Source organism: Microbacterium sp. PI-1 (assembly GCF_004337555.1).
Classification (GTDB): Bacteria; Actinomycetota; Actinomycetes; order Actinomycetales; family Microbacteriaceae; genus Microbacterium; species Microbacterium aurugineum.
Window position 1 is genome coordinate 67,045 of sequence record NZ_SJYZ01000015.1, and the last position, 22,733, is coordinate 89,777.

Consider the following 22,733-nt stretch of genomic DNA (forward strand, 5'->3'; position numbering starts at 1 on the left):
CCCCGTGAGGGTCGTCGGGATCGTCGTATGGGTTCCGTAAGGGCGGTCAAAGCAGGGGCACCGAGGGGTGTTGTATCAGGTGTTGCGTCCTCGAGACGCGCGGTCGCCGCCCGGCGATCGCCGCAGCCTGAATGGAGCTCTCTGTGCTTGACCTCGTCTACGTGCTGGGCGTGATCGTCCTGTTCGTGACCGTCGGCCTCGTCGGGAAGGCGGTGGAGAAGCTGTGATCGTGTTCGAGCTTCTCGCGACCGTGCTCGGCGTCGCTGCTGTCGTCTACCTGGTGTTCGCCCTCGTGAAGCCGGAGCGTTTCTGATGGAGTGGGGCTTCCTCATCGCGAGCGTCGCCACCCTCGCCCTCGCCCTCGCCCTCGTCTACAGGCCCGTCGGCGACTACATGGCCTGGACCTTCACGACGACGAAGGACTGGGGTGTCGAGCGCGGCATCTACAAAGTCATCGGCGTCGACCCGAAGCGCGAGCAGTCCTGGCAGGCATATCTGCGTTCGGTTCTCTCCTTCTCGATCGTGGGCGTCCTGCTGCTCTTCGCGCTCCAGCGCACGCAGCAGTGGCTGCCGTACGCCCTCGGCAACGAGAACGTCGAGTCGGGGGTGGCGTTCAACACCGCGATCTCCTTCGTGACCAACACGAACTGGCAGGCCTATTCGGGTGAGGCGCTGTCGTACACCGTGCAGTTCGCCGGTCTCGCGGTGCAGAACTTCGTGTCGGCAGCGACCGGTATCGCCGTCGCGATCGCGCTCGTGCGCGGCTTCGCATACCGTCGATCCGGCGTCATCGGCAACTTCTGGGTCGACCTCGTCCGCGGTACCTTCCGCATCCTGCTCCCGCTGTCGATCGTCGCGGCCATCGTCCTGATCGCCGGCGGCGTCGTGCAGAACTTCAACGGCTACGTCGATGTGAGCACGGTCTCCGGTGGCACGCAGACGATCCCCGGTGGTCCCGTCGCCTCTCAGGAGGCGATCAAGGAGATCGGCACGAACGGCGGCGGCTTCTACAACGCGAACGCATCCCACCCCTTCGAGAACCCCGCGGCGTGGACGAGCCTGCTGCAGTGCTTCCTGATCCTGCTGATCCCCTTCTCCCTGCCGCGGACATTCGGCAGGATCGTCGGTGACAATCGTCAGGGATACGCGATCCTCTCCGTCATGGGAACGCTGTTCCTCGCGTCGACCTTCGCTCTCGCGGCGTTCGAGTTCGCGGGCCGCGGTTCGGCTCCGGAACTCGCCGGCGCCGCGATGGAAGGCAAGGAGGCGCGGTTCGGGCTCGTGCAGTCGGTGCTCTACGCGTCGACCACCACGCTCACCTCGACGGGCTCGGTGAACTCGATGCACGACTCCTATACGGCTCTCGGCGGGATGATGCCGATGGTCAACATGCTGCTCGGCGAGATCGCGCCCGGTGGTGTGGGCGCCGGCCTGTACGGGATGCTCATCATCGCCGTGATCGCCGTCTTCGTCGCCGGCTTGCTCGTCGGCCGCACGCCGGAGTACCTCGGGAAGAAGATCGGGCCGCGCGAGATGAAGCTCGCGAGCATGTACATCCTCGTGATGCCGATCCTCGTGCTCGGGGGCGTCGCCCTCAGCTTCGCGATTCCCGCGCTCCGCGGCAGCATCGTCGACGAGTCGCTCGCGAACAGCGGTTCGCACGGCCTCTCCGAGGTGATCTACGCGTTCGCCTCCGCAGCGAACAACAACGGATCCGCCTTCGCAGGCCTGACCGCGAGCACGCCGTGGCTGACGGCAGCACTCGGTGTCGCAATGCTCCTCGGACGGTTCCTGCCGATCGCCCTCGTCCTGGCCCTGGCCGGTTCGCTGGCCGCGCAGGACAAGGTCCCCGCCACGGCGGGCACGCTGCCGACGCATCGACCGCTCTTCATCGGTCTCACCGTCGGCACCGCGGTCCTGGTGACCGCACTCGTCTTCTTCCCCGTTCTCACGCTGGGTCCCCTGGCGGAAGGGCTGCTGTAACCATGTCCACCATCACGCACACCCCGTCGCCCGAGACATCGGAGGCGACCCCACCCGCACCGTGCAAGACGCTCACCTGGGCGCAAGTGCGAGCTGCCCTCCCGGGCGCGCTGCGCAAGGTCGACCCGCGCGCCCAGTGGCGCAATCCCGTCATGTTCATCGTGTGGGTCGGCGCCGCCCTCACCACGCTGCTCGCCGTCGCCGAGCCCTTCCTGGGCGGCCCCGCCACGTCGGGTGGCAGCAGCGTCCCGTGGTCCTTCACCTGGATCATCGCGGTGTGGCTGTGGCTCACGGTCGTCTTCGCCAATCTGGCCGAGTCGATCGCCGAAGGACGCGGCAAGGCGCAGGCCGACACGCTGCGCAAGACCCGGACCAGCACCACCGCCCACCGCGTCGACGACTATGACCCGGCGAACGACGGTTCTGCGGAGGCCGCGCGCATCTCCGACGTCTCCTCCGCGGATCTCCGCCTGGGGGACATGGTCGTCGTGTCCGCCGGTGAGCTGATCCCCGGCGACGGTGACATCGTCTGGGGTATCGCGAGCGTCGACGAGTCCGCGATCACCGGCGAGTCCGCACCCGTCGTGCGCGAATCCGGGGGAGATCGGTCAGCGGTCACCGGCGGCACGCGCGTGCTCTCGGATCGCATCGTCGTGCGCATCACCTCGAAACCGGGGGAGACGTTCGTCGACCGGATGATCGCTCTCGTCGAGGGGGCCGCGCGCCAGCGCACCCCCAACGAGATCGCGTTGAACATCCTTCTCGCGTCGTTGTCGATCGTGTTCGTGGTCGTCGCACTCACACTGAACCCGATCGCCTCCTACCCGGCGAGCCCCGCGAGCATCACCGTTCTCATCGCGCTGCTCGTCTGCCTCATCCCGACCACGATCGGTGCCCTCCTGTCCGCCATCGGCATCGCCGGCATGGATCGCCTGGTGCAGCGCAACGTCCTCGCGATGTCCGGTCGCGCGGTCGAGGCCGCGGGCGACGTCACGACACTGCTGCTCGACAAGACGGGCACGATCACGTACGGAAACCGCCGTGCGAGCGCGTTCGTCCGCATCGACGGCGTCCAGGAGCGAGAGCTCATCGAGGCGGCCGCGAAGTCGTCGCTCGCCGACCCGACGCCCGAGGGCAAGTCGATCGTCGACCTGGCACGTGCCGAAGGCGTCGACGTCGAGGCGGATGCCGGCGGTGAGATCGTTCCGTTCACGGCTCAGACCCGCATGTCGGGCCTGGACCTCGACGACGGGACGCAGATCCGCAAGGGCGCGGGCAGCGCCATCACCGCGTGGCTGGAGGAGGACGGCGCGCGTCTGCCGAGCAGCGAACTCGCCGAGCTGGACGAGCACGTCCAGCACATCTCGCAGTCCGGCGGGACGCCTCTGGTCGTCGCCGTGAAGGCGGCCGACGGCCGTCGCCGGGTGCTCGGCGTCATCCACCTGAAGGACATCGTCAAGGAGGGGCTGACCGAGCGGTTCGCCGAACTCCGTGCGATGGGCATCCGCACCGTCATGGTCACCGGTGACAATCCGCTGACGGCCGCGGCGATCGCCACGGAGGCGGGAGTCGACGACTTCCTCGCCGAGGCGACGCCTGAGCAGAAGCTGGCGTACATCCGCAAGGAGCAGGACGGCGGCAACCTGGTGGCGATGACCGGCGACGGCACCAACGATGCGCCCGCGCTCGCGCAGGCCGACGTGGGCGTGGCGATGAACACCGGAACGTCGGCCGCGAAGGAAGCCGGCAACATGGTCGACCTCGATTCCGACCCGACGAAGCTCATCGACATCGTCGCGATCGGGAAGCAGCTGCTCATCACGCGCGGCGCACTGACCACGTTCTCGATCGCGAACGACATCGCGAAGTACTTCGCCATCATCCCGGCCATCTTCATGGGCGTCTTCCCGCAGCTCGCGGTGCTGAACGTCATGGGGTTGCACTCTCCGGCATCGGCGGTGCTGTCCGCGGTGATCTTCAATGCCATCGTGATCGTCTTCCTCGTGCCGCTCGCCCTGCGAGGAGTGAAGTACCGCCCCCTCAACGCCTCGAAGATCCTCGGACGCAACCTCGCCGTATACGGACTCGGCGGCATCATCACACCCTTCATCGGCATCTGGCTCATCGACCTGCTCGTGCGCCTGATCCCCGGCTTCTGATCTGACAAGGAGATCGCACACTCATGAACGCTGGAACACGCAGCGGCGGCCGCACCCTGTGGGTCGCGGTTCGCGCGATGCTCATGTTCACCGTGGTCCTCGGCATCGGCTACACCCTGCTCATCACCGGCATCGGGCAGCTCGCATTCCCCGCACAGGCGAACGGCTCAGCCCTCGTCTCGAAGGGCGGGGACGTCGTCGGATCCTCGCTGCTCGGTCAGTCGTTCACCGACGAGGAGGGCAACCCGCTTCCGGAGTACTTCCAGAGCAGGCCGTCGGCGGCCGGCGACGGCTATGACGGCACGGCGTCGTCCGGCACCAACCAGGGGCCGGAGAACGAGGACCTCGTCGCGGCGATCGCCGAACGCAAGGTGCAGATCGCCGAGTTCAACGGGGTCGACGAGTCCGCGGTGCCCGCAGACGCGGTGACCTCGTCGAGTTCCGGCCTCGACCCGCACATCAGCCCGGCCTACGCGCAGATCCAGATCGCCCGTGTCGCCGACGCGCGCGGGATGTCGGAGGACGCGGTCGCCGCGGCGGTGGAGGCCGCCACGAGCGCTCCCAACCTCGGGTACCTCGGGGAGTCGGTCGTCAACGTCGCCGAGCTCAACCTCGCACTCGACGAGTCGGCAGGCTGAGCATGACTCGGGGGCGGCTTCGCGTGCTGCTCGGCGCCGCCCCCGGCGTCGGCAAGACCTACACCATGCTCGAAGAGGGGCGCCGGCTCCTCGCTGAGGGCAAGGACGTCGTCATCGGCATCGTCGAGACGCACGGCCGTGCGGCCACCGCGACCATGACCGACGGGCTCCCGGCGATCCCTCGGATGAACGTGGGTCACCGTGGCGTCGAACTCGAGGAGATGGATCTCGCTGCGCTCTTGACCCGAGCGCCCTCCGTCGCGCTCGTCGATGAGCTCGCCCACACCAACGCACCCGGTTCCCGCAACGAGAAGCGCTGGGAGGACGTCGAGGAACTCCTCGCCGCGGGGATCGACGTGATCTCCACGCTCAACATCCAGCACATCGAATCCCTCAACGACGTGGTCGAACAGATCACCGGCGTGCCGCAACGCGAAACCGTACCCGACAACGTGCTGCGCAGCGCCGATCAGATAGAGGTCATCGACCTCGCCCCGCAGGCGCTTCGCGACCGTCTCTCCGGCGGATTCGTCTACCCGGCCGAACGCATCGACGCCGCGCTGTCGAACTACTTCCGCCTGGGCAACCTCACCGCGCTTCGCGAGCTCGCCCTCATCTGGCTGGCCGATGAGGTCGACCAGGCGCTCAAGGGGTATCGCGCTGAGCACGGCATCGACAGCACCTGGGAGGCGCGGGAGCGCGTCGTCGTCGCCCTCACCGGAGGAGCGGAGGGGGAGACCCTTCTGCGGCGCGGGTCCCGGATCGCGGCGCGGTCGGCCGGCGGCGAGCTGATGGCCGTGCACATCACCAGCCAGGACGGCCTGCGCGCGGCGAACCCGGTCGTGCTGACGGAGCAGCGCGCCCTCGTCGAGAAGCTCAACGGCACCTACCATCAGGTCGTCGGCGAGGACATCCCGACCGCCCTGGTCGAGTTCGCACGATCCGTCAACGCCACCCAACTCGTGCTCGGTGCCAGTCGGCGCGGACGCTTCACGGCGGCGTTCACCGGCCCGGGCATCGGCGCGACCGTCGTGCGCGAGTCCGGTGACATCGACGTGCACATGGTCAATCACTCCGCCGCAGGTCGTCGCTTCGCGCTGCCGCCGCTCACCGGGGCGCTGACCCGCAAGCGCCGCGTACTCGGCTTCCTCGTCGCGCTCCTCGGCGGCCCGCTGCTGACGTTCTTCCTCAGCTTCTTCCGCAGCCCCGAATCGATCACGACCGATGTGCTGAGCTACCAGCTGCTCGTCGTGATCGTCGCGCTGGTCGGCGGTATCTGGCCGGCGCTGTTCGCCGCGGTCCTGTCCGGGCTCACCCTGGATTTCCTCTTCGTCGAGCCCCTCTACACGATCCACATCCACGAGCCGCACCACCTGCTGGCGCTCGTCCTGTACGTCATCATCGCGAGCATGGTCAGCTTCATCGTCGATCGCGCCGCCCGATACACGCGCGCCGCGCGGCGGTCTGCCGCAGAGTCCGAGCTGATCCAGACGATCGCCGGCAGCGTGCTCCGCGGCGAGAACGCGATACAGGCGCTCATCGACCGCACGCGGGAGGCGTTCCACCTTGCGGGAGTCCGTCTGATGCGCGGCGACGAGGTCATCGCGCGCGCCGGGGAACCTCTGGCGGACAACCGCCACACCGACATCCGCATCGGTGACCACGCTGTGCTCGAACTCCACGGTGGCGATGTGGCAGCGTCCGAGCGTCGACTGCTGGCGGTCATGACCGCTCAGCTCGCCGCGGCGCTCGAGCACCAGCGCCTCGAGAGAACCGCGAAGGAGATCGAGCCGATCGCGGCCTCGGACCGTGTGCGCGGAGCTCTGCTCTCGGCGCTGAGCCATGACCTGCGTCGCCCGCTCGCCGCTGCTGCCGCCGCCGTCGGCGGCTTGCGCGCTGCGGGACCCGATCTGGACCGGCGCGACAAGCAGGAGCTGCTCGACACCGCGGACGAGAGCCTCACCGCGCTCGCGACGCTGGTGACGGATCTGCTCGATGTCAGCCGCCTCCAGACCGGGGTGCTCGCGATCGCCGACATCCCGACCGATCCGGCCGAGGTGATCGCCCCCGCTCTCGACGAACTCCAGCTCGGTCCCACGGACGTCACGCTCGCGCTCCATCACGGGGACGCGGTGGCGCAGGCGGATCCGGTGCTGCTGCAGCGTGTGGTCGTCAACCTGCTCACCAACGCCCACCGGCACTCCCCTCCGGACGTGCCCGTGCACGTCAGCACCAGCACCTTCGGTGATCACCTCGAGATCCGCATCATCGATCGCGGGCCCGGTGTCCCAGCAGAGAAGCGCGACGACATCTTCGTCCCGTTCCAGCGCCTCGGTGACACCGACAACTCGTCCGGTCTCGGGCTCGGCCTCGCGCTCTCCCGAGGCTTCGTCGAAGCCATGCACGGGACGCTCACCCCGGAGGACACCCCCGGCGGCGGACTGACCATGGTCATCGCGCTGCCCGCCACCATTCCCGCACCCGGCACATCGGAGGAGACCGAGTGAAGATCCTCATCGCAGACGACGACCCGCAGATCCTGCGCGCGCTCCGCATCACCCTCACGGCCAAGGGATACGACGTGGTCACGGCATCGGATGGCGCCGCCGCCATCGCTGCGGCCATCGACCACCACGCAGACCTGTTCCTCCTCGATCTGGGTATGCCGAAGCTCGACGGGATCGAGGTGATCCATGGAATTCGCGGATGGTCCGCGGCGCCGATCCTCGTCGTCTCGGGGCGGGCGGGTGCCTCCGACAAGGTCGAGGCGCTCGACGCCGGCGCCGACGACTACATCACCAAGCCTTTCGCCGTCGAGGAGCTCCTCGCCCGGATCAGAGCCCTGACCCGCCGGGTGCCCCAGGAAGAAGCACTTCCCCTCGTCCGGCTCGGCGACATCACCATCGATCTCGCCGCACGCAGCGTCTCCCGCGAGTCGTCCGACGGCAACCGGCAGATCCGGCTCACCCCGACGGAGTGGCAGATGATCGACATCCTCATCCGCAACGCCGGCAAGCTCGTCACCCGGCAGACACTCCTCACGGCCATCTGGGGCAACGAGCACATCGAGGACACCGGGTACCTGCGTCTGTACGTGTCGCAGCTCCGCAAGAAGCTTGAGGACACGCCGTCGGAGCCGGTGCACATCATCACCGAGCCCGGGATGGGGTACCGCCTGCTGGGCCTGACGGTCGACTGACTCTTGACAGGGTCTTCGCGCAGGTCTAACGTACAACCAAATGGTTGTACAAACGGAGTTGAGCGAAGCGGAGGTCGACCGTGTGTTCCACGCACTGGCGACGTCGACCCGGCGCGACATCCTGCGCCGGACGATCGAGCGGGAGCAGTCCGTCTCGACCCTCGCCACCGAATACGAGATGTCGTTCGCTGCGGTGCAGAAGCACGTCGCCGTGCTCGAGACCGCGAACCTCATCGTCAAGCGCGCCGAGGGACGCGAGCGGCTCGTCCGCGCGAACCCCGAGATGATCGCCCGCGCCAGGGCGCTCCTCGCCCGATACGAAGAGCTGTGGCGATCGCGCATCGCCCGACTCGACGACCTGCTGGCCGAGACGCCTCGGTCAGGCCCCGCCGACACCACCGGCACCACGAACCCGCAACAAGGAGACTGAAATGCCCGTCACCGATGTCACCACCGACACCGAGAACCTGACGATGACTGTTGTCGCCGACTTCGCCGCCCCCATCGAGCGGGTGTGGAGCGCGTACTCCGACCCGCGTCAGCTCGAGCGCTTCTGGGGCCCTCCCGGGTGGCCGGCCACCTTCACCGCCTGGGACCACACCGTCGGCGGCCGCGCCGTCTACTCGATGAACGGCCCGCGCGGCGAGAAGTCTTCCGGATCGTGGGAGTTCGTGTCGATCGACGAGCCTCACGGCTTCGAGGTCATCGACTCCTTCGTCGATGAAGACGGCACACCGCTCGACGGCTTCCCGGCGCAGCGCATGTCGTTCGCCTTCGAGTCCACCGCCGACGGCACACGCATGGTCACGACGAGTCACTTCGACTCGGTCGATGCGCTCGAGCAGGTCGTCGAGATGGGCCAGGTCGAGGGCCTCAAGATGGCGATGGCGCAGCTCGACGCCGTTCTGCAGGACCTCCGCGCCTACGCGCAGGGCAAGGGCACCCGTGTGGAGCTGCTCGACGACACGCACGTGCGCATCACCCGCCTCGTCGAGGGGCCGCGCGAGTTGGTCTGGCGCGCGCACTTCGAGCCCGAGCTCATCCGCCAGTGGATGCTCGGCCCCGACGGCTGGGAGATGACGGAGTGCGTCGCCGCCACCGAGGTAGGCCAGTCGTACCGGAACTCCTGGGCACCGGTGGGCGACACCGAGGGGCAGCCGTTCGGCTTCGAGGGCGAGGCGCTGCTGATCGACGCCCCGCGCCGCGCGGTCACCACCGAGCGGATGCAGGGCATGCCGACCGAGACCCTCAACGACCTGAACCTGTACGAGGAGGACGGCGCGACCCTCGTCACGCTCCTCATCGAGTACCCGGACAAGGAGACGCGCGACATGATCCTCGCCACCGGCATGGCCGACGGCATGGAGCAGTCGTTCGCCCGCCTGGAGCGCGAGCTGCTCGCCGTCTGAGCGTTCACAACTCAGGAAGAACCGGCCGGATCCGACAAGATCCGGCCGGTTTCCGCGTCGACGGGCGCGCTTTTCCTGAATTGTGCGCACCCGGCCGGCGGGCGTCGACGGACAGAACCCACCCGCGCGGGATAAAGTGGCGACACGATGAGGATCACGCGCCGCACTCTGCTCCTCGGCGCCGGAGCCGGCGTCGCCTCGGTGCTTCTCGCATCCTGCACCCCGGAACCCGCGCCGACCCCCACGCCCACCCGGACGCGCGAGCCCGAGCCGCCGCCCGGTGTCCCCGCGCCGGCCGGCAGCATCCGCAGCACCTGGACGAGTGACCCGTTCTCCCTCGGCGCCGCCAGCTTCACGCCCGTCGGCGTCCTCGCCGGCACCCGTCTCGCGCTGGCGAAGCCCGTCGACGATCGGCTGTTCTTCGCAGGCGAGGCGACCGACGAAGACGCCCCCGGAACGGTACGCGGTGCCATCGCCTCGGGCGCGCGCGCCGCAGAGGAGCTCCTGATCCCGGCGACATCGGGGGAACGCGTCGCCGTGGTCGGTGCGGGCCTCGCCGGTGCGACCGCGGCCGCCCTGCTCGCGGGCGGCGGGATGCAGGTGACGGTCTTCGAGGCGAGGGACCGCGTCGGTGGACGGGTGTCCTCCCGCGTCGACGACTCCTGGCCGGTGCCCGTGCAGCTCGGTGCCTGGCTGTTCGGCGCGGACGACGCCGAGGTGCTCGACCGGCTGAGCGGCGGAGAGGTCGGCATCGTCGATCTGGCCGGTGATCTCTGGCGCACCCCCGACGGCGACATCGACCCCGTCGACCCGGCGCCGTTCGAGGCCGCCATGGTGGCGTCGCAAGCTGCTCCGGAGGACTCGTCGGTGGCCGATGCCCTGACCGCGGCGGGCATCGACCCCGCCGATCCTGGCACCGCCGCTCTCCTCGCGCTCCTCGCCTCGCGCAGTGGTGCCGGTGCCGATGAGCTCTCCAGCTGGTTCGCCCCGCCGCTGCCCACCGGGGATCTGACCGCGGCGCGCGACGACCTCACCCCGTTCGTCGAACAGGCGCTCGACGGCGTGCGGGTGGGGCTCAACTCCCCGGTCGCCCGCCTCGCCTACGACGACACGGGCGTGAGCGTGCGCCTCGGAACGGGGGAGGCGCTGTCCTTCGACCGGGTGCTCGTGACGGTGCCGCTCGGGGTGCTGCAGGACCGCAGCATCGAGTTCGATCCCCCGCTGCCGTTCTCCAACCGAGGCGCGGTCTCCGCCCTCGGCATGGGGGCGATCGAGACCGTGTGGCTGCGATGGGACGAGCCCTTCTGGGACAACGACGAGGCGATCTGGCACGCCGTGGGCGCTGACGTCGCGATCCCGACCTGGATCAATCTGCGTGCGGCGACCGGCGAGAACGTGCTCGTCGGGATCGTCGGAGGCCCGGCCGCCGTGGAGTTCGCGGAGCTCGACGAAGACGCCGCCCTCGACGCGGCTCTCGCCTCGCTCGCGCTCTACACCTGAGCGACCTTCTCGCCGGCGGGTTCCGGCTCGGACAGCGGTGCGGCGGAGGCATCCTCCTCGCCCGCGCGCAGCCGGTGGGGCAGAGGCATCCGGCTGATCAGCACGAGCACGGTGGCGACGGCCGCGAACGAACCCAGCGCGATCGCCGAGGAGATCACGAACTCGGCCGGTCCGCTCACCTGTCGCGGGTCGAGGAAGTAGTACGGGTACCACCCGATCAGCGGTCCGCGGATCAATGTCGCGACGCCCCACACCACCGGATACGCGAGTGACACCGGGATGACCCGCCACGGCACGGTCCGGTGTCCGGGAGCCAGCGCCCAGGCCGCCACGGTCACCGCCGGAAGCCAGAAGTGCAGCACCTGATCGGACCACGGCACATCGATGCGGATCCCGCGGACGCCCGCCTGCCACACGAGGATCGCGAACACCAGCCCCGCCGTGATCGTCCAGGTCAGTACGAGGGCGAGCGCGACCGTGAGCCACCGGGGGTCCTTCGCACGGCGCAACGCGAGGATGCCGGCGACGGTGAGCAGCACCACGAACGCGATGTTCGACTGGTTGGTCAGGTACGCGAAGAAGTTCTGGCTCGCGACGGTGTTCGACGCCAACCCCCAGCTCAGCCGGTGGATGAGCGCCACGAGGCAGATGGCGGCGGCACTGAGGCGGAGCAGCCCGAAGGCGGTACGCGCCTTCACCGCTGCGTCACCCGCCATTCCTTCATCCGCTGAGTCTACGGACCGGCTCACCGGATCATCGAGAGGAGGAGCCGTCCTGCCTCCTCGCGCGGGAGCGTGGCGAACATCGGCAGCTCCAGCACGTACCGTCCGAAGAGGAAGCCGACGATCGCCACGGCCATCCGCCGTGCGTGCTCGCGCCCGAAGTCGGCCACGAGGGGTTCGAACACCGCCACCTGGATGTAGCCGCTGATCGACGCGGCGGAGTCATCCGCGGCGGCGAGACGCCGTGCGAGACCGACGAGCTGCGCACCGTGCTCCGGATGCTCCCAGACTGCGAGGATGCCGTGCGCCAGGCGCGAGAGGTCGACGGGACCGTGACCGTCTCGTCCGCGGGCGAGCGCGATCACATCATGCGGTGCTGCGCGCAGGGCGATCGCCGCGGCGACGAGGTCGTCCCGCGATCCGAAATGATAATTGACCAGGGTGTGGCTGACGCCGACTTCCGCGGCCAGTCGACGGGACGAGATGGCCGCCAGATCGCCTCGAAGAACGTGCTTCTGCGCTGCCTCGAGCAGCCGAGCCCGTGCCGTCGACGATCCGCGCGGACGGCCCGGCGATTTATTGACCATTCTCGCATCGTCGCACGCGGAGCGGGACGCTGTCTGCATGGACACGAGAACCGACACCGATACCGACACCGTCATCGTCGGAGGCGGGCCCGCCGGGCTCATGCTCGGACTGCTGCTCGCGCGTCGCGGGCTCCGGGTCACCGTGATCGAGAAGCATGCCGACTTCCTCCGCGACTTCCGGGGCGACACGATCCACCCCTCCACCCAGCAGCTGTTGGGCGAGCTCGGACTGCTCGACGACTTCCTCGCGCGCCCCCACGCCGATATGTCGGAGGTCACGCTCAGCTGGCACGGCACCGAACTGACCCTGGCCGACTTCTCGCACCTGCCGACGGCGAGGAAGGTGATGACGTTCATGCCGCAGTGGGACTTCCTCGACCTGCTGGCCTCGTCTGCGGAAGAGTTCCCGGGCTTCCGCCTGCTGCGTTCGACCCGCATCCAGGACGTCGTGCGCGAGGAGGGGCGGATCGTCGGGGTCACCGGAACCGGGCCGGACGGACCAGTCGACATCCGTGCACACCTCGTCGTCGATGCGTCGGGACGTGACTCCGAGCTCCGTGCCGCCGCCGGGCTCTCACCGGTCGGGGTGGCCGCGTCGATGGATGTCCTGTGGTTCCGGCTGCCGAAGGACGGCGACGAGATGTACCCGTTCATCCAGGCCGGCGCGGGCATGGTCATCACGATCGACCGCGGGGACTTCTTCCAGATCGCGCACGTGATCCCCGCGGGTGCCTGGACAGGCTCCGAAGACGACCTGCATCGGATGAACGAGCGTCTGCGCCGCATCTCGCCTCGCCTCGGCGCCGCGGCAACTCACCTCCGTCCGGCCGACGTGCACCTTCTGCGAGTGCGCCTGGAGCGGCTGCGTCGGTGGCACGTCGACGGGCTCCTGTGCATCGGCGACTCTGCGCACGCCATGTCTCCCGCGGGAGGCGTGGGGATCAACCTGGCCATCCAGGACGCGGTGGCCGCCGATCGCATCCTCGGGCCGGTGCTGGGTACCCGTGCGCCGCAGCGTGCGGACCTCCGCCGGGTCGAGCGTCGTCGCGTCTGGCCGGTGATCGTGACCCAGGCGATCCAGCGACGACTGCAGGGTCCTCTCCTCGCGTCGGGCGCCGCGGACGCACCTCTGCCCTTTCCGTTGCGGATGCTGCGGGATCACCCTCGCCTGTCCCGCATCACCGGGCGCTTCGTCGGGATCGGAGCGCGCCCCGAATACCTCCGGTGACCCCGGCGGTGCGCGTCAGATCAGCCGACGGAGAGCCTCTTCGAGGGAGACGCCCTGCGCGTCCGCGCGGTCGCGCAACCGGGCGTGCTCGTCCGAGGTGAGCGGGATGCGCAGTTCGATCGGGTCGTCGTCGGGTGCGTTCGTCGAGCCCGGATCGTCGAGTCCGTCGAGCAGGTCCGAGGTCTCGGCCCACAACGGCTCCGCGAGCGTGGTCGATGGCGCGGCGGCCACCGGGGCGGAGCCCGTCGCAGGAGCGGAGGCCGCCACAGGAGCGGATGCGGCCACGGCGGCACCGGCACCGGTGGCCCGCGTGAAGCCCGGTCCTCGACGCGGCTCCTCCCCGGCCTGGTACGCCTTCGCGGCCGCGTTCGCACGCTCGTCGGCTGCCTCGTTCAGAGGGTGTCCGGCGTGGCCTTTGACCCAGGAGAACTCGACGTCACGCCCACGGATCGCCTCGTCGATGCCCTCCAGCAGGTCGCGGTTGAGCACGGGCCCGCCGTCGGACTTCCGCCAGCCCTTGCGCTTCCACCCCGGCATCCACTTGGTCACGGAGTCGATCACGTAGCGGCTGTCGCATTCGATCATCAGCTTCTCGTCGGTGCCCGCCGTCGCACGCAGCAGCTCCAGCACCGCCCGCAACTCGCCCTGGTTGTTGGTGCCGTGCGGAGAGCCGCCCGCCGCCCAGTTCGCGTCGTCGATGTACCAGGCCCAGCCGTTGGGGCCGGGGTTGCCCAGGGCGGAGCCGTCTGCGGCGGCGGTGATCGTCATCCCTCCACCGTAATGCGGTCACCGGGTGCGCGATCGCCGCGCACTCGCGTCCTCCGTGCGCGCCGCCTAGGGTGGACGGATGTCTTCCGGCACCGAATGGGAATCCTTGGTCGGCACGGCCGTGGTGATCGCGATCGCGGTCCTCGCCACCGTCGCCGTTCTCGTACTGCTGCGTCTGGTGGCCGCGCTCGTGAGCCGTCGTCTGCCGTGGGTGCGTGATTTCGCGCGCAGGGTGCGCAACGCCACGACGGCCACGGCGCTGGTCGTCGCGGTGTGGATCGCGATGGCGATCACGGCGCCCGCCGAGCAGGGATGGTGGCCGGCGGTCTCGCGACTGTTCCTGATCTCCACCATCCTGTTCGGGTCGTGGTTGTTCGCCGCGGCGATCTCCTTCGGTTTCGAACGGCTCATCGAGCGCGAGGAGACCGTCCTGGTCGGTCCGGAGGCGCGACGTCGGCGCACGCAGCTGCTCGTCATCCATCGGCTCGTGCTGGTGTCGATCGCCATCCTGGCTCTGGGGACCGTGCTGTTCACCTTCCCCGAGATGCGGGCCGTGGGCACGAGCCTCCTCGCGTCGGCGGGTATCGCGAGCATCATCGCCGGCCTCGCGGCGCAGTCGATCCTCGGCAACCTCATCGCCGGGGTGCAGGTGGCCTTCACGGACGCCATCCGCGTGGGCGATGTCGTGGTGGTCGAAGGCGAGTGGGGACGGGTCGGCGAGATCAACCTGTCGTACGTGGTCGTCTACATCTGGGATGAGCGACGCCTCGTCGTGCCGTGCAGCTACTTCACCTCGACGCCGATCGAGACGTGGACACGCAGGTCGGACAAGATCCTCGGCACCGTCTACCTGGATCTGGACTGGCGCGTGCCGATGGACGCACTGCGCGCGGAGTTCACCCGCATCGTCGAAGCCTCGCCCGCCTGGGACGGGCGCTCGTCGAGCGCACTGGTGACGGACGCACAGGGCGGGTACGTCACCGTCCGGTTGGTGATGTCGGCGAAGGACTCCGACGACCAGTGGACGATCCGCTGCGAGGTGCGGGAGAAGATGATGAGCTGGTTGCAGCAGGAGTACCCGGACGCCCTCCCGCGCACCCGGGTGGAGTTCGGACCTCAGTCGGACTCGGCGTCCGCGTCGTCGACGGGCTCCTCCGCCTCGTAGTCGCCCACGGTCTCCGCCGCCGGCTCCGCGATCGGGAAGACGATCGAGCTGACCTCGGTCGTCGCCCCGAAGCCGAGGCCGAGCGAGAGGGGGTCGACGGCGGTTTCTTCACCGAGCACCTCGGCCTCGGAGCGCTTCACGGGCTCGGAGGGCAGTGCCCAGGGGCTCTGTTCTTCTTCCGGCTTCTGCTGGAACATTCCCATGGGTCCATTGTGAACCCACGCCTCGACGCGGAGGCCGGATTCACACGGAATTGATCGGACGCCGGGGCCGGTGCGCCGGGACTGGTTCGCCGGGGGTCAGCCCTTCGCGGCCGCCGCCTGCCGGACCGCCTCGACGAGCGCGCGCCAGGGTCCGTCGAGCGCGGAGTCGGGCAGCTCACGCTCGCGGCGTTCGACCGGAGTCCGGGCGCGGATGCGCCACACGAAGCGGTCGGCGCCGGTGTCGGTCGGTGCCTCCTGATCCCAGGGGCACCGGTCGATCAGGTCGATCCATTCGCCGGCGTCGTCGGGTCCTGCTTCCACCTGCCACCGGCGACGGATGCCGGCGATGCCGCCCGTGCGGACGACGGCGATCACGATCGGTGCGTCAGTCGCGGGAGGAGGCTCGCTCATCTGCATAGACTCCCACGACGGTCCACGCGCGTCGAGCCGCCGTGGCCGTGGCCTCGTCGATCGCGGTGGCCGCGGCGACCGTCGCATCGGCGAACTCGAGGAAGGACGCCGTGCTCGACAGGCCGCCGGTGAGGGCCCGATACCAGACGGTCCCCGCGCGCTCCCAGGCCTTGCCGCCGAGGTCGAGCGCGAACAGGGCGAACGCGCGGTTCGGGATGCCCGAGTTGATGTGCACCCCGCCGTTGTCCTCGGTGGTGCGCACGAAGCCGCTCATGTGATCGGGCTGCGGATCCTTGCCGAGCTCGTCGTCGTCGTAGGCGGTGCCCGGGGCGATCATCGACCGCAGGGCCGCGCCCTCGACGGCATCCGTGAAGATCTCGGCACCGATGAGCCACGTGGCGGTGTCGGCCGTCTGCCCGAGTGCATACTGCTCGGTCAGAGCACCGAAGACGTCGGCGATCGACTCGTTCAGCGCGCCCGGCTGGCCCTGGTATTCGAGGTTCGCGGTGTGCTGCACGACGCCGTGCGCGAGCTCGTGCCCGATGACCGTGAGCGAGCCGGTGAAGTGCTGGAACACCTCGCCGTCGCCGTCACCGAACACCATGCGCTCACCGTCCCAGAACGCGTTGTCGTAGTCGACGCCGTAGTGCACGGTGGCGTCCAGCGGGGCTCCGGCGTCATCGAGGGAATTGCGCCCGAAGGCGGACAGCAGCATCTCGAAGGTCGCTCCGAGGCCGTCGAAGGCTTCGTTCACCGCGGTGTCGGCCACGGGGGCGTCGTCTTCGCCGCGCACCACCGCGCCAGGGAGGCGCTGGGTGTTGCCGGCGTCGCTGATGGTGCGGTTCGGAGCATCCGACAGTTGGGCGACCAGGTCGCCGTTCTCGTCGATCGACAGGTCGATGCGGGCGCGGAACGGCGGTCGTCCGGCCGTCAGCGTCTGCCGCGCCGCAGCCGCGGCCTTCGGGAAGCGCCCCGATTCGGCCAGGCGTGCGAGCAGGTACGACGGGACGACTCCAGGACACTGTGTCGATGGTGTGCTGCTCATGGATCGACCCTACGCCGGGCGTCCGACGTCTGCGGGAACCGGCCGGGCAACCGCGCGGATTGTGAAGGAGATCTCACGGTGTGAAGGAGAGGTTCGCGCGGACTCCCCTTCGGAACGCGAGATCTCCTTCGGAACGTGAGATCTCCTTCACAACATGCGTGCCCGCCGGATACGTCTCACTCGTGCTCGATGCTCAACACAGTCGTGCGGATGCCGTCCGACTCGTACTGCACCGGCATCCCGGGGTGCGCGGACGAGAACCAGAAGATCCCGTCGGCGGTGTCGTATCGACGGCAGGTGAGCTCGCCCAGGGGGGAGGACAGCGGCACGGTCGACATGCTCGTCGTCTCGGCGTCGAACGCCGCATGGCCCTGGAGTTCGGTCCAGGTCACCCGGCTCGAGACCACGGCGTTCGGGTCGGCCGCGGCCCACCGATCGAGGGTCGCGCCCTCCTCATCCGTGTGGTGGAAGCGGTTGACGTGTTCGCCCAGCGGCCCGTCCGGGCCTTCGAGGAGAAGGCGGATGCGCTTCCCCCTGCCAGTGGCGTCTCTGATCTCTTCGGCGGTGAACGGCGTCGGCAGGAGGCCGGGGCCGAGCAGGTGCGGGTCGGGATCGGTCATGCACCCAGTCTGCGTCACCGGTGACCGGTACGTCACGGGATGGTCTCGATGTCCGTCACCCGGGGGAGATCCTTGACAGAATTGCGTTCTGTATACAGAATACGAGTGCGCCGGAAAGGCGCTCCCGACACGATCTTCCAATGATGAAAGAGGTAGCGAGATGGCACGTGCGAACGTGACGCGGTATCTGGCATTGGGTGCCGCCGGCGCTCTGGCCCTGGGGCTCGCCGCGTGCAGCGGCGGCGGAGGAGGCGGTGGCGTCGACGCCGACGGCAACGCGACGGTCATCTGGTCCACCTGGGGCACGGCGGACGAGCTGACCCGCTACGAGGAGTTCAACAAGGACTTCATGAAGCGCCACCCCGACATCACCGTCAAGCTCCAGCCCGTCGCCGGCTACGGTGACTACCACTCCAAGCTGCTCGCACAGCTCACCAGCAACACGGCTCCCGATGTCTTCTACGTCGGTGACGACATGATCGGCCAGTTCGTCGATTCCGACAGGCTGATGCCGCTCAGCGACCTGATGGAATCGGACGCGAGCAAGACCACGAAGGACGACTTCTTCCCCGGCCTCTTCGGCGCGGCGGAGGAGGACGGCGAGGTCTACGCGGCCCCGAACGACTCCAACCCCGACGTCTTCTGGTACGACAAGCAGGCGCTGGAAGCCGCCGGGATCACCGAGGACCCCGCGACGCTGGCCGAGAACGGCGAGTGGACGACCGACAAGTTCCTCGAGATGAACGCCACGCTCCACGACGCGGGGCTCACGGGGACGATGTACTGGAACTACTGGGCAACCCACTGGAGCTGGCTGTCGTCCCAGGGCCTTCCCGCGCCGTACGACGAGGCGGGAGCGTTCGTCGCGAACCAGGACGACGCCACCGTCGCTTCCGTGCAGGAGCTGGGCGACCTCTTCCAGGACGGCACCTTCGTCGTCGCCGACACGCTTCCCGACGGCGCCGGAGCCGACAGCATCTTCGTCACGCACAAGGCCGGCTTCTTCGTGCAGGGCCGCTACACGATCGGCACGGTCAAGGCCACGGGCGAAGAGGACAGCTACGACATCGTCCGCTGGCCGACGCCCGACGGTGAGGCCGCTCCCACCGGCGTCGCGACCAGTTTCCTCGCGATCAACGGCAAGACCAAGGTGAAGGACGCCGCGTTCACGTTCTGGACGGAGTTCCTCTCCGCGGAGGGGCAGACCTTCCGCCTCGAAGGGGGCGGGAACGCGGTCCCGTCGATCAAGGGTGCCGACGACGTGGTGCTCGAGGGGGACTACCCCGTGCACGCGCAGACGTTCCTCGACATGCGCGACATCGGGTTCACGAACTACCCCGCTGAGGCCAGGGTCCCGGGGCTGCCGGTCGCCATCTCCGAGGAGTTCCAGAAGCTCTACGAAGGCAAGACCGACGCGCAGGAGACGCTCGACACGATCGCCGGCGTGGTCGAGGATCGGTCGGAGAAGTAGGAGTGACCACGCTCACCGAGAACGGACGGATGCCGCAGGCCACCCCTGCGGCATCCGTCCCGCCCCTGCGTCGGGAGGCCGCCTGGCGTCGGCGGGATCGGGCCTGGGGCTACGTCTTCGTCGCTCCGCAGCTGCTCGGCATGGCGCTGTTCGTCGTGCTGCCGTTCGCCGCCAGCCTGGTGCTGGCCTTCGCCGAGTGGGACGGCCTGGGCGAGCTCACCTGGGTGGGGCTGGCGAACTTCGCCGATCAGCTGCAGGATCCGCTGCTCGCCCGTGCGATCATCAACACCCTGCTGATCGCGATCATCACCGTGCCGATCGGCCTCACGCTCGCGGTCATCGTCGCCGTCGCACTCGAGAAGCTCAAGACCCGCACGCTCTACCTGATCCTGTTCTTCGCCCCGGTGGTCACCTCGACCGTCGCCGTCGCCATGATCTGGCAGCAGATGTTCCGTGCGGACGGCCTGCTCTCGACCACGATCTCGAAGGTGTTCGGGATCACGCCCCCGGATTGGCTGCAGGATCCCAAGCTCGCGCTCCTCGCCGTCTGCATCGTGACGATCTGGTCGTCGATGGGCCTGAACGTCGTGATCTTCCTGGCCGGTCTGCAGAACATCTCGCCGTCGGTGATCGAGGCCGCCCGCATCGACGGCGCCGGTGCCGTGCGCCTGTTCACGAGCATCCGGCTCCCGCTGCTCTCGCCGATCGTGTTCTTCTCCTCGGTGATCGCGTTCATCTCGTCGCTGCAGACCTTCGACACGGTCTACGTGCTGGTCTCCGGCGGCGGACCCGACAACGCGACCCGCACCATCGTCTACCACATCTTCGACCTCGGCTTCGGGCGATTCGAGTTCGGGCTGTCCAGTGCGGCGAGCATCATCCTGCTCGTGCTCACCCTCGTCATCACGGCGATCCAGTTCGGTGCGCAGAAGAAGTTCGTCCACTACGAGGATGACCCGGCATGACCCTCCAGACCACACCCCTCAGCGACCCCGCCGCCCCCGCGACCGATTCGACCGTCGCCCTCACCGCTCCCGGATACCGTCAGCGGGGCCGAGGGGGACCAGGGGCCGGACGCGCCCGCCGACGTCTCGGCTCCACCGTGCTGCACGTGCTCCTCGTGGTCGGCGGCATCTCGATGGTGTTCCCGTTCATCTGGATGCTGCTGACGTCGTTCAAGACCCTCCCGCAGCTGTTGAAGAACCCGCTGGAGTTCCTGCCGAACCCTTGGACCGTCGACAACTACGTGAACGCGTGGAACGCCGTTCCGTTCGGGCAGGCCTACCTGAACAGTGCGTACATCGCCGTGCTGGTGGTGGTCGGCACCCTGATCACCGCGTCGATGGCCGGGTACGCGTTCGCCCGTATCCGGTTCCGGGGCAGCAAGGTGATCTTCATCGTGTTCCTCGCGACGCAGATGATCCCGGCGCAGGTCACCCTCATCCCCTTCTACCTCCTGATGTCGCAGCTCGGCTGGGTGGATTCGCATCTCGCACTGATCGTGCCCGGGATGATCGCGAACCCCTTCGCCGTGTTCCTGATGCGGCAGTTCGTCCTCGCTCTGCCGCGCGAGCTGGAGGAGGCCGCGCTGGTGGACGGCGCCGGGCGCTGGCGCATCTTCTGGAGCATCGTGCTGCCGAACCTGAAGCCCGGCCTCGCTGCGCTCAGCATCATCACCGCCCTCAGCGTCTGGAACGCGTTCCTGTTCCCGTTGGTGCTGTTGAACACGCCGGACCTGTTCACGGTCCCGCTGCTGCTGACCTCGTTCCAGGGGCAGTTCGGCTCCATCAACTACGGGCTCGTGATGGCGGCGTCCGCGATCGCGACCGTGCCGATGCTCATCGTTTTCGTGATCGGCCAGCGCAAGATCCTCAACAGCATGGCCGCATCGGGACTCGGGGGCCGATGATGGCGGATCTCGCCGCCCTCGCCGGGCGTCACCTCGACCTGGTGTCCGCTCCCTTCACGCTCCCGCGCTCGCGCGTGCTCGTGTTCCGTTCCGACGACGGCGAGGGCGTGCGCGTGCACACCTCGGAGTACGAGCGGCGGCTGTCGGAGTGCCGGGTGCTCGATGCGCTGATCGTGATCGGTGCCGGGGGCGAGGTGCTCCCGGTGACCGACGTGCATCCCGCGCGGGTGAGTCTCGGCGGCGGCGCGGTGACCCTGACCTTCGCCGATCCCTCCACGCTCAGCCTCGGCGGCGCTTCGGGATCGCGGGTGCGGCTCCGGCGTCCGGACGGCGGCGTCGAGGAGCATCCGCTCGATCGAGGGCTCGGGCTGCACGTCGCCGCTGATCGCACCGTCGCGGTCGTGCACGGCGACCACTCGGCTGCCCTGGCCGCGACCGAGGCGATCTGGACCGAGTGGTTCGCGAAGTGCCCGCGCGTGCGCGACGATCTGCAGGAGATGGCCGCCTTCTGTTGGTGGGTGCTCGGGGCGAACATCGTCGAGCTGCCGTCGCTGGGCGATGCCAGGGCCATCGTGCCGTCGAAGATCGGCTACGTCGGTCTCTGGCAGTGGGATGCGTACTTCATCGCGGTCGGTCTGCGCCACGGCGACCCCGAGCTCGCTCGCGAGCAGCTCGACATCGCCTTCCGGTTCCCACAGCCCGACGGGCAGCTGCCCGACGTCGTGCACGAGCTCGGGGTGCTGGCGACCAGCGACGATCTGCCCGAGAGCGACCGCGCCAACCTGCGCCGTGCCGGGTCGCAGATCGCCGACCCGAGCGCACCCGTGCCGCTGACGAAGCCTCCGCTCGCCGCCTGGGCGCTGCGCAAGGTGCTCGACGTCGAGGATGCGCCCGACTACGCGCGCCGGCAACTGACCCGGATCGTCCGCTCGCAGGACTGGTGGTTCGCCGGCAGCGACCTCGATCACGACGGGATGCCGGAGTATGGGCACCCCTACTCCTCCGGCCTCGATGACAGCCCGATCTTCGATGGCCCCCTGCCGACCGCCGCACCCGACCTCGGGGCGTATCTGGTGCGACAGGATCGCGAGATCGCCGACCTCCTGCGCCGGTACGAGCCCGGGGCCGACGTGTCGCGCTTCGAGCAGCGGGCCGAGACCTCACAGGAGCTGCTGCTGCGCATGTGGGATCCCGAGCGGGGACGCTTCCTCGCATTCGGCGGTGGGGAGCCGCAGCTCAGCGACACGGTCGTGGGGTTGATGCCGCTGCTCACGGGCACGTTGCCGCCTCCCGTCGCCGAGGCGCTGCGGGCGGCCGTCGACGACCCCGAACGCTTCGCTCTGCCGTGGGGGCTGCCCACGGTCGCGGCCTCCGACCCCGACTACTCGGACGAGCGCATGTGGCGCGGACCGGTCTGGGTGAACACGAGCATGCTCGTCGCCGACGGGCTGGAGGCTTCGGGGTACCCCGAACGCGCGCGCGAACTGCGGGAGCAGACCGTGGCGCTGGTGATCCACGGCGGGGGCCCGCACGAGTACTTCAATCCGCACTCGGGTAAGAAGGCCCGCACGGCCACGACCGCCTTCGGCTGGTCGGCCGCGCTGTTCGTCGACCTCGCGGTGCGGCTCTCGCGGTGAGCACGCGCAGCATCCGTTCCGGTCGCACTTTCTCCCGCTATTCGGCCCTTTTGCCGGCAGAAAGTGCGACCGGAGCGGC

General features: G+C 68.9%; 22 protein-coding genes. 15 read left to right on the plus strand and 7 right to left on the minus strand.

What is annotated here, in order from left to right:
- The first annotated feature begins 223 nt into the window (after window positions 1-223).
- From E0W80_RS13285 to E0W80_RS13325, 9 genes are all read left to right on the plus strand, one after another.
- On the plus strand, window positions 224-313 hold the full coding sequence (locus E0W80_RS13285; protein WP_081996993.1) for a potassium-transporting ATPase subunit F: 90 nt from the start codon (window positions 224-226) through the stop codon (window positions 311-313).
- Entirely contained in the window at window positions 313-1,983 is a 1,671-nt protein-coding gene (kdpA, locus tag E0W80_RS13290; RefSeq protein WP_047522810.1) for a potassium-transporting ATPase subunit KdpA, read from the plus strand. Before E0W80_RS13285 ends, kdpA begins: the two co-directional genes overlap by 1 nt.
- A 2-nt stretch (window positions 1,984-1,985) precedes the next feature.
- On the plus strand, window positions 1,986-4,142 hold the full coding sequence (kdpB, locus tag E0W80_RS13295; RefSeq protein WP_131493117.1) for a potassium-transporting ATPase subunit KdpB: 2,157 nt from the start codon (window positions 1,986-1,988) through the stop codon (window positions 4,140-4,142).
- 23 nt (window positions 4,143-4,165) lie between these two features.
- A complete protein-coding gene (kdpC, locus tag E0W80_RS13300) occupies window positions 4,166-4,780 on the plus strand; it encodes a potassium-transporting ATPase subunit KdpC (RefSeq protein ID WP_131493119.1) in 615 nt (204 codons plus the stop codon).
- Between the two features lie 2 nt (window positions 4,781-4,782).
- A complete protein-coding gene (locus E0W80_RS13305; protein WP_131493121.1) occupies window positions 4,783-7,287 on the plus strand; it encodes an ATP-binding protein in 2,505 nt (834 codons plus the stop codon).
- Window positions 7,284-7,979, plus strand: a complete 696-nt coding sequence (locus tag E0W80_RS13310; RefSeq protein WP_047522818.1) for a response regulator transcription factor — start codon at window positions 7,284-7,286, stop codon at window positions 7,977-7,979. Before E0W80_RS13305 ends, E0W80_RS13310 begins: the two co-directional genes overlap by 4 nt.
- A 40-nt stretch (window positions 7,980-8,019) precedes the next feature.
- Window positions 8,020-8,409: a metalloregulator ArsR/SmtB family transcription factor gene (locus E0W80_RS13315; RefSeq protein WP_131493123.1), complete on the plus strand. Its 390-nt coding sequence runs from the start codon at window positions 8,020-8,022 to the stop codon at window positions 8,407-8,409.
- A 1-nt stretch (window position 8,410) separates the two neighbouring features.
- Window positions 8,411-9,388 carry an SRPBCC family protein gene (locus E0W80_RS13320; protein ID WP_131493125.1) on the plus strand — a complete coding sequence of 326 codons (978 nt, stop codon included), beginning with the start codon at window positions 8,411-8,413 and terminating at the stop codon, window positions 9,386-9,388.
- A gap of 147 nt (window positions 9,389-9,535) precedes the next feature.
- Window positions 9,536-10,888 carry an FAD-dependent oxidoreductase gene (locus E0W80_RS13325; protein ID WP_131493127.1) on the plus strand — a complete coding sequence of 451 codons (1,353 nt, stop codon included), beginning with the start codon at window positions 9,536-9,538 and terminating at the stop codon, window positions 10,886-10,888.
- Here E0W80_RS13325 and E0W80_RS13330 read toward each other — a convergent pair.
- Window positions 10,879-11,604, minus strand: a complete 726-nt coding sequence (locus E0W80_RS13330; RefSeq protein ID WP_131493129.1) for a Pr6Pr family membrane protein — start codon at window positions 11,602-11,604, stop codon at window positions 10,879-10,881. The genes E0W80_RS13325 and E0W80_RS13330 overlap by 10 nt on opposite strands.
- A 29-nt stretch (window positions 11,605-11,633) precedes the next feature.
- Window positions 11,634-12,197, minus strand: coding sequence for a TetR family transcriptional regulator (locus tag E0W80_RS13335; RefSeq protein WP_165875461.1), 564 nt, complete (start codon window positions 12,195-12,197; stop codon window positions 11,634-11,636).
- A gap of 37 nt (window positions 12,198-12,234) precedes the next feature.
- Between E0W80_RS13335 and E0W80_RS13340 the strand changes: the two genes are divergently transcribed.
- Window positions 12,235-13,425, plus strand: a complete 1,191-nt coding sequence (locus tag E0W80_RS13340; protein WP_131493132.1) for an FAD-dependent monooxygenase — start codon at window positions 12,235-12,237, stop codon at window positions 13,423-13,425.
- A 15-nt stretch (window positions 13,426-13,440) separates the two neighbouring features.
- Here the strand turns inward: E0W80_RS13340 and E0W80_RS13345 are convergent, their stop codons facing one another.
- A complete protein-coding gene (locus tag E0W80_RS13345) occupies window positions 13,441-14,193 on the minus strand; it encodes a ribonuclease H (RefSeq protein WP_131493134.1) in 753 nt (250 codons plus the stop codon).
- A 79-nt stretch (window positions 14,194-14,272) separates the two neighbouring features.
- On the opposite strand from E0W80_RS13345, the gene E0W80_RS13350 reads away from it, so the two are divergent.
- On the plus strand, window positions 14,273-15,358 hold the full coding sequence (locus E0W80_RS13350) for a mechanosensitive ion channel domain-containing protein (protein WP_131493136.1): 1,086 nt from the start codon (window positions 14,273-14,275) through the stop codon (window positions 15,356-15,358).
- Here E0W80_RS13350 and E0W80_RS13355 read toward each other — a convergent pair.
- The 4 genes from E0W80_RS13355 to E0W80_RS13370 form a co-directional block, all read right to left on the minus strand.
- On the minus strand, window positions 15,310-15,561 hold the full coding sequence (locus E0W80_RS13355) for a hypothetical protein (RefSeq protein WP_205802347.1): 252 nt from the start codon (window positions 15,559-15,561) through the stop codon (window positions 15,310-15,312). The two genes, E0W80_RS13350 and E0W80_RS13355, sit on opposite strands and share 49 nt — an antisense overlap.
- A gap of 96 nt (window positions 15,562-15,657) precedes the next feature.
- A complete protein-coding gene (locus E0W80_RS13360) occupies window positions 15,658-15,972 on the minus strand; it encodes a protealysin inhibitor emfourin (protein WP_131493137.1) in 315 nt (104 codons plus the stop codon).
- The gene (locus E0W80_RS13365; protein WP_131493139.1) at window positions 15,947-17,017 is read right to left on the minus strand and encodes a M4 family metallopeptidase; all 1,071 of its coding nucleotides are present in this window, start codon (window positions 17,015-17,017) and stop codon (window positions 15,947-15,949) included. Before E0W80_RS13365 ends, E0W80_RS13360 begins: the two co-directional genes overlap by 26 nt.
- Window positions 17,018-17,193: 176 nt before the next feature.
- Window positions 17,194-17,637, minus strand: coding sequence for a hypothetical protein (locus E0W80_RS13370; RefSeq protein ID WP_131493141.1), 444 nt, complete (start codon window positions 17,635-17,637; stop codon window positions 17,194-17,196).
- A gap of 160 nt (window positions 17,638-17,797) precedes the next feature.
- On the opposite strand from E0W80_RS13370, the gene E0W80_RS13375 reads away from it, so the two are divergent.
- Genes E0W80_RS13375 through E0W80_RS19200 form a run of 4 tightly spaced genes read left to right on the plus strand, consistent with a single transcriptional unit; the run spans window position 17,798 to window position 22,654 of the window.
- The gene (locus E0W80_RS13375) at window positions 17,798-19,108 is read left to right on the plus strand and encodes a sugar ABC transporter substrate-binding protein (protein WP_131493143.1); all 1,311 of its coding nucleotides are present in this window, start codon (window positions 17,798-17,800) and stop codon (window positions 19,106-19,108) included.
- Window positions 19,109-19,110: 2 nt separating this feature from the next.
- On the plus strand, window positions 19,111-20,073 hold the full coding sequence (locus E0W80_RS13380; protein ID WP_047522834.1) for a sugar ABC transporter permease: 963 nt from the start codon (window positions 19,111-19,113) through the stop codon (window positions 20,071-20,073).
- On the plus strand, window positions 20,070-21,017 hold the full coding sequence (locus E0W80_RS13385; protein WP_081996995.1) for a carbohydrate ABC transporter permease: 948 nt from the start codon (window positions 20,070-20,072) through the stop codon (window positions 21,015-21,017). The genes E0W80_RS13380 and E0W80_RS13385 overlap by 4 nt, the downstream gene beginning before the upstream one ends.
- The gene (locus E0W80_RS19200; RefSeq protein ID WP_165875462.1) at window positions 21,014-22,654 is read left to right on the plus strand and encodes a glycogen debranching protein; all 1,641 of its coding nucleotides are present in this window, start codon (window positions 21,014-21,016) and stop codon (window positions 22,652-22,654) included. The genes E0W80_RS13385 and E0W80_RS19200 overlap by 4 nt, the downstream gene beginning before the upstream one ends.
- The last annotated feature ends 79 nt before the right edge of the window (window positions 22,655-22,733 follow it).

Coding starts and splice junctions, on each gene's coding strand:
- E0W80_RS13305 (WP_131493121.1), top strand. CDS start 4,783: ATGACTCGGGGGCGGCTTCGCGTGCTGCTCGGCGCCGCCCCCGGCGTC.
- E0W80_RS13325 (WP_131493127.1), top strand. CDS start 9,536: ATGAGGATCACGCGCCGCACTCTGCTCCTCGGCGCCGGAGCCGGCGTC.
- E0W80_RS13370 (WP_131493141.1), bottom strand. CDS start 17,637: ATGACCGATCCCGACCCGCACCTGCTCGGCCCCGGCCTCCTGCCGACG.
- E0W80_RS13350 (WP_131493136.1), top strand. CDS start 14,273: ATGTCTTCCGGCACCGAATGGGAATCCTTGGTCGGCACGGCCGTGGTG.
- E0W80_RS13335 (WP_165875461.1), bottom strand. CDS start 12,197: ATGGTCAATAAATCGCCGGGCCGTCCGCGCGGATCGTCGACGGCACGG.
- E0W80_RS13360 (WP_131493137.1), bottom strand. CDS start 15,972: ATGAGCGAGCCTCCTCCCGCGACTGACGCACCGATCGTGATCGCCGTC.
- E0W80_RS13385 (WP_081996995.1), top strand. CDS start 20,070: ATGACCCTCCAGACCACACCCCTCAGCGACCCCGCCGCCCCCGCGACC.
- E0W80_RS13330 (WP_131493129.1), bottom strand. CDS start 11,604: ATGGCGGGTGACGCAGCGGTGAAGGCGCGTACCGCCTTCGGGCTGCTC.
- E0W80_RS19200 (WP_165875462.1), top strand. CDS start 21,014: ATGATGGCGGATCTCGCCGCCCTCGCCGGGCGTCACCTCGACCTGGTG.
- E0W80_RS13365 (WP_131493139.1), bottom strand. CDS start 17,017: ATGAGCAGCACACCATCGACACAGTGTCCTGGAGTCGTCCCGTCGTAC.
- kdpA (WP_047522810.1), top strand. CDS start 313: ATGGAGTGGGGCTTCCTCATCGCGAGCGTCGCCACCCTCGCCCTCGCC.
- E0W80_RS13315 (WP_131493123.1), top strand. CDS start 8,020: ATGGTTGTACAAACGGAGTTGAGCGAAGCGGAGGTCGACCGTGTGTTC.
- kdpB (WP_131493117.1), top strand. CDS start 1,986: ATGTCCACCATCACGCACACCCCGTCGCCCGAGACATCGGAGGCGACC.
- E0W80_RS13355 (WP_205802347.1), bottom strand. CDS start 15,561: ATGGGAATGTTCCAGCAGAAGCCGGAAGAAGAACAGAGCCCCTGGGCA.
- E0W80_RS13320 (WP_131493125.1), top strand. CDS start 8,411: ATGCCCGTCACCGATGTCACCACCGACACCGAGAACCTGACGATGACT.
- E0W80_RS13345 (WP_131493134.1), bottom strand. CDS start 14,193: ATGACGATCACCGCCGCCGCAGACGGCTCCGCCCTGGGCAACCCCGGC.
- E0W80_RS13340 (WP_131493132.1), top strand. CDS start 12,235: ATGGACACGAGAACCGACACCGATACCGACACCGTCATCGTCGGAGGC.
- E0W80_RS13375 (WP_131493143.1), top strand. CDS start 17,798: ATGGCACGTGCGAACGTGACGCGGTATCTGGCATTGGGTGCCGCCGGC.
- kdpC (WP_131493119.1), top strand. CDS start 4,166: ATGAACGCTGGAACACGCAGCGGCGGCCGCACCCTGTGGGTCGCGGTT.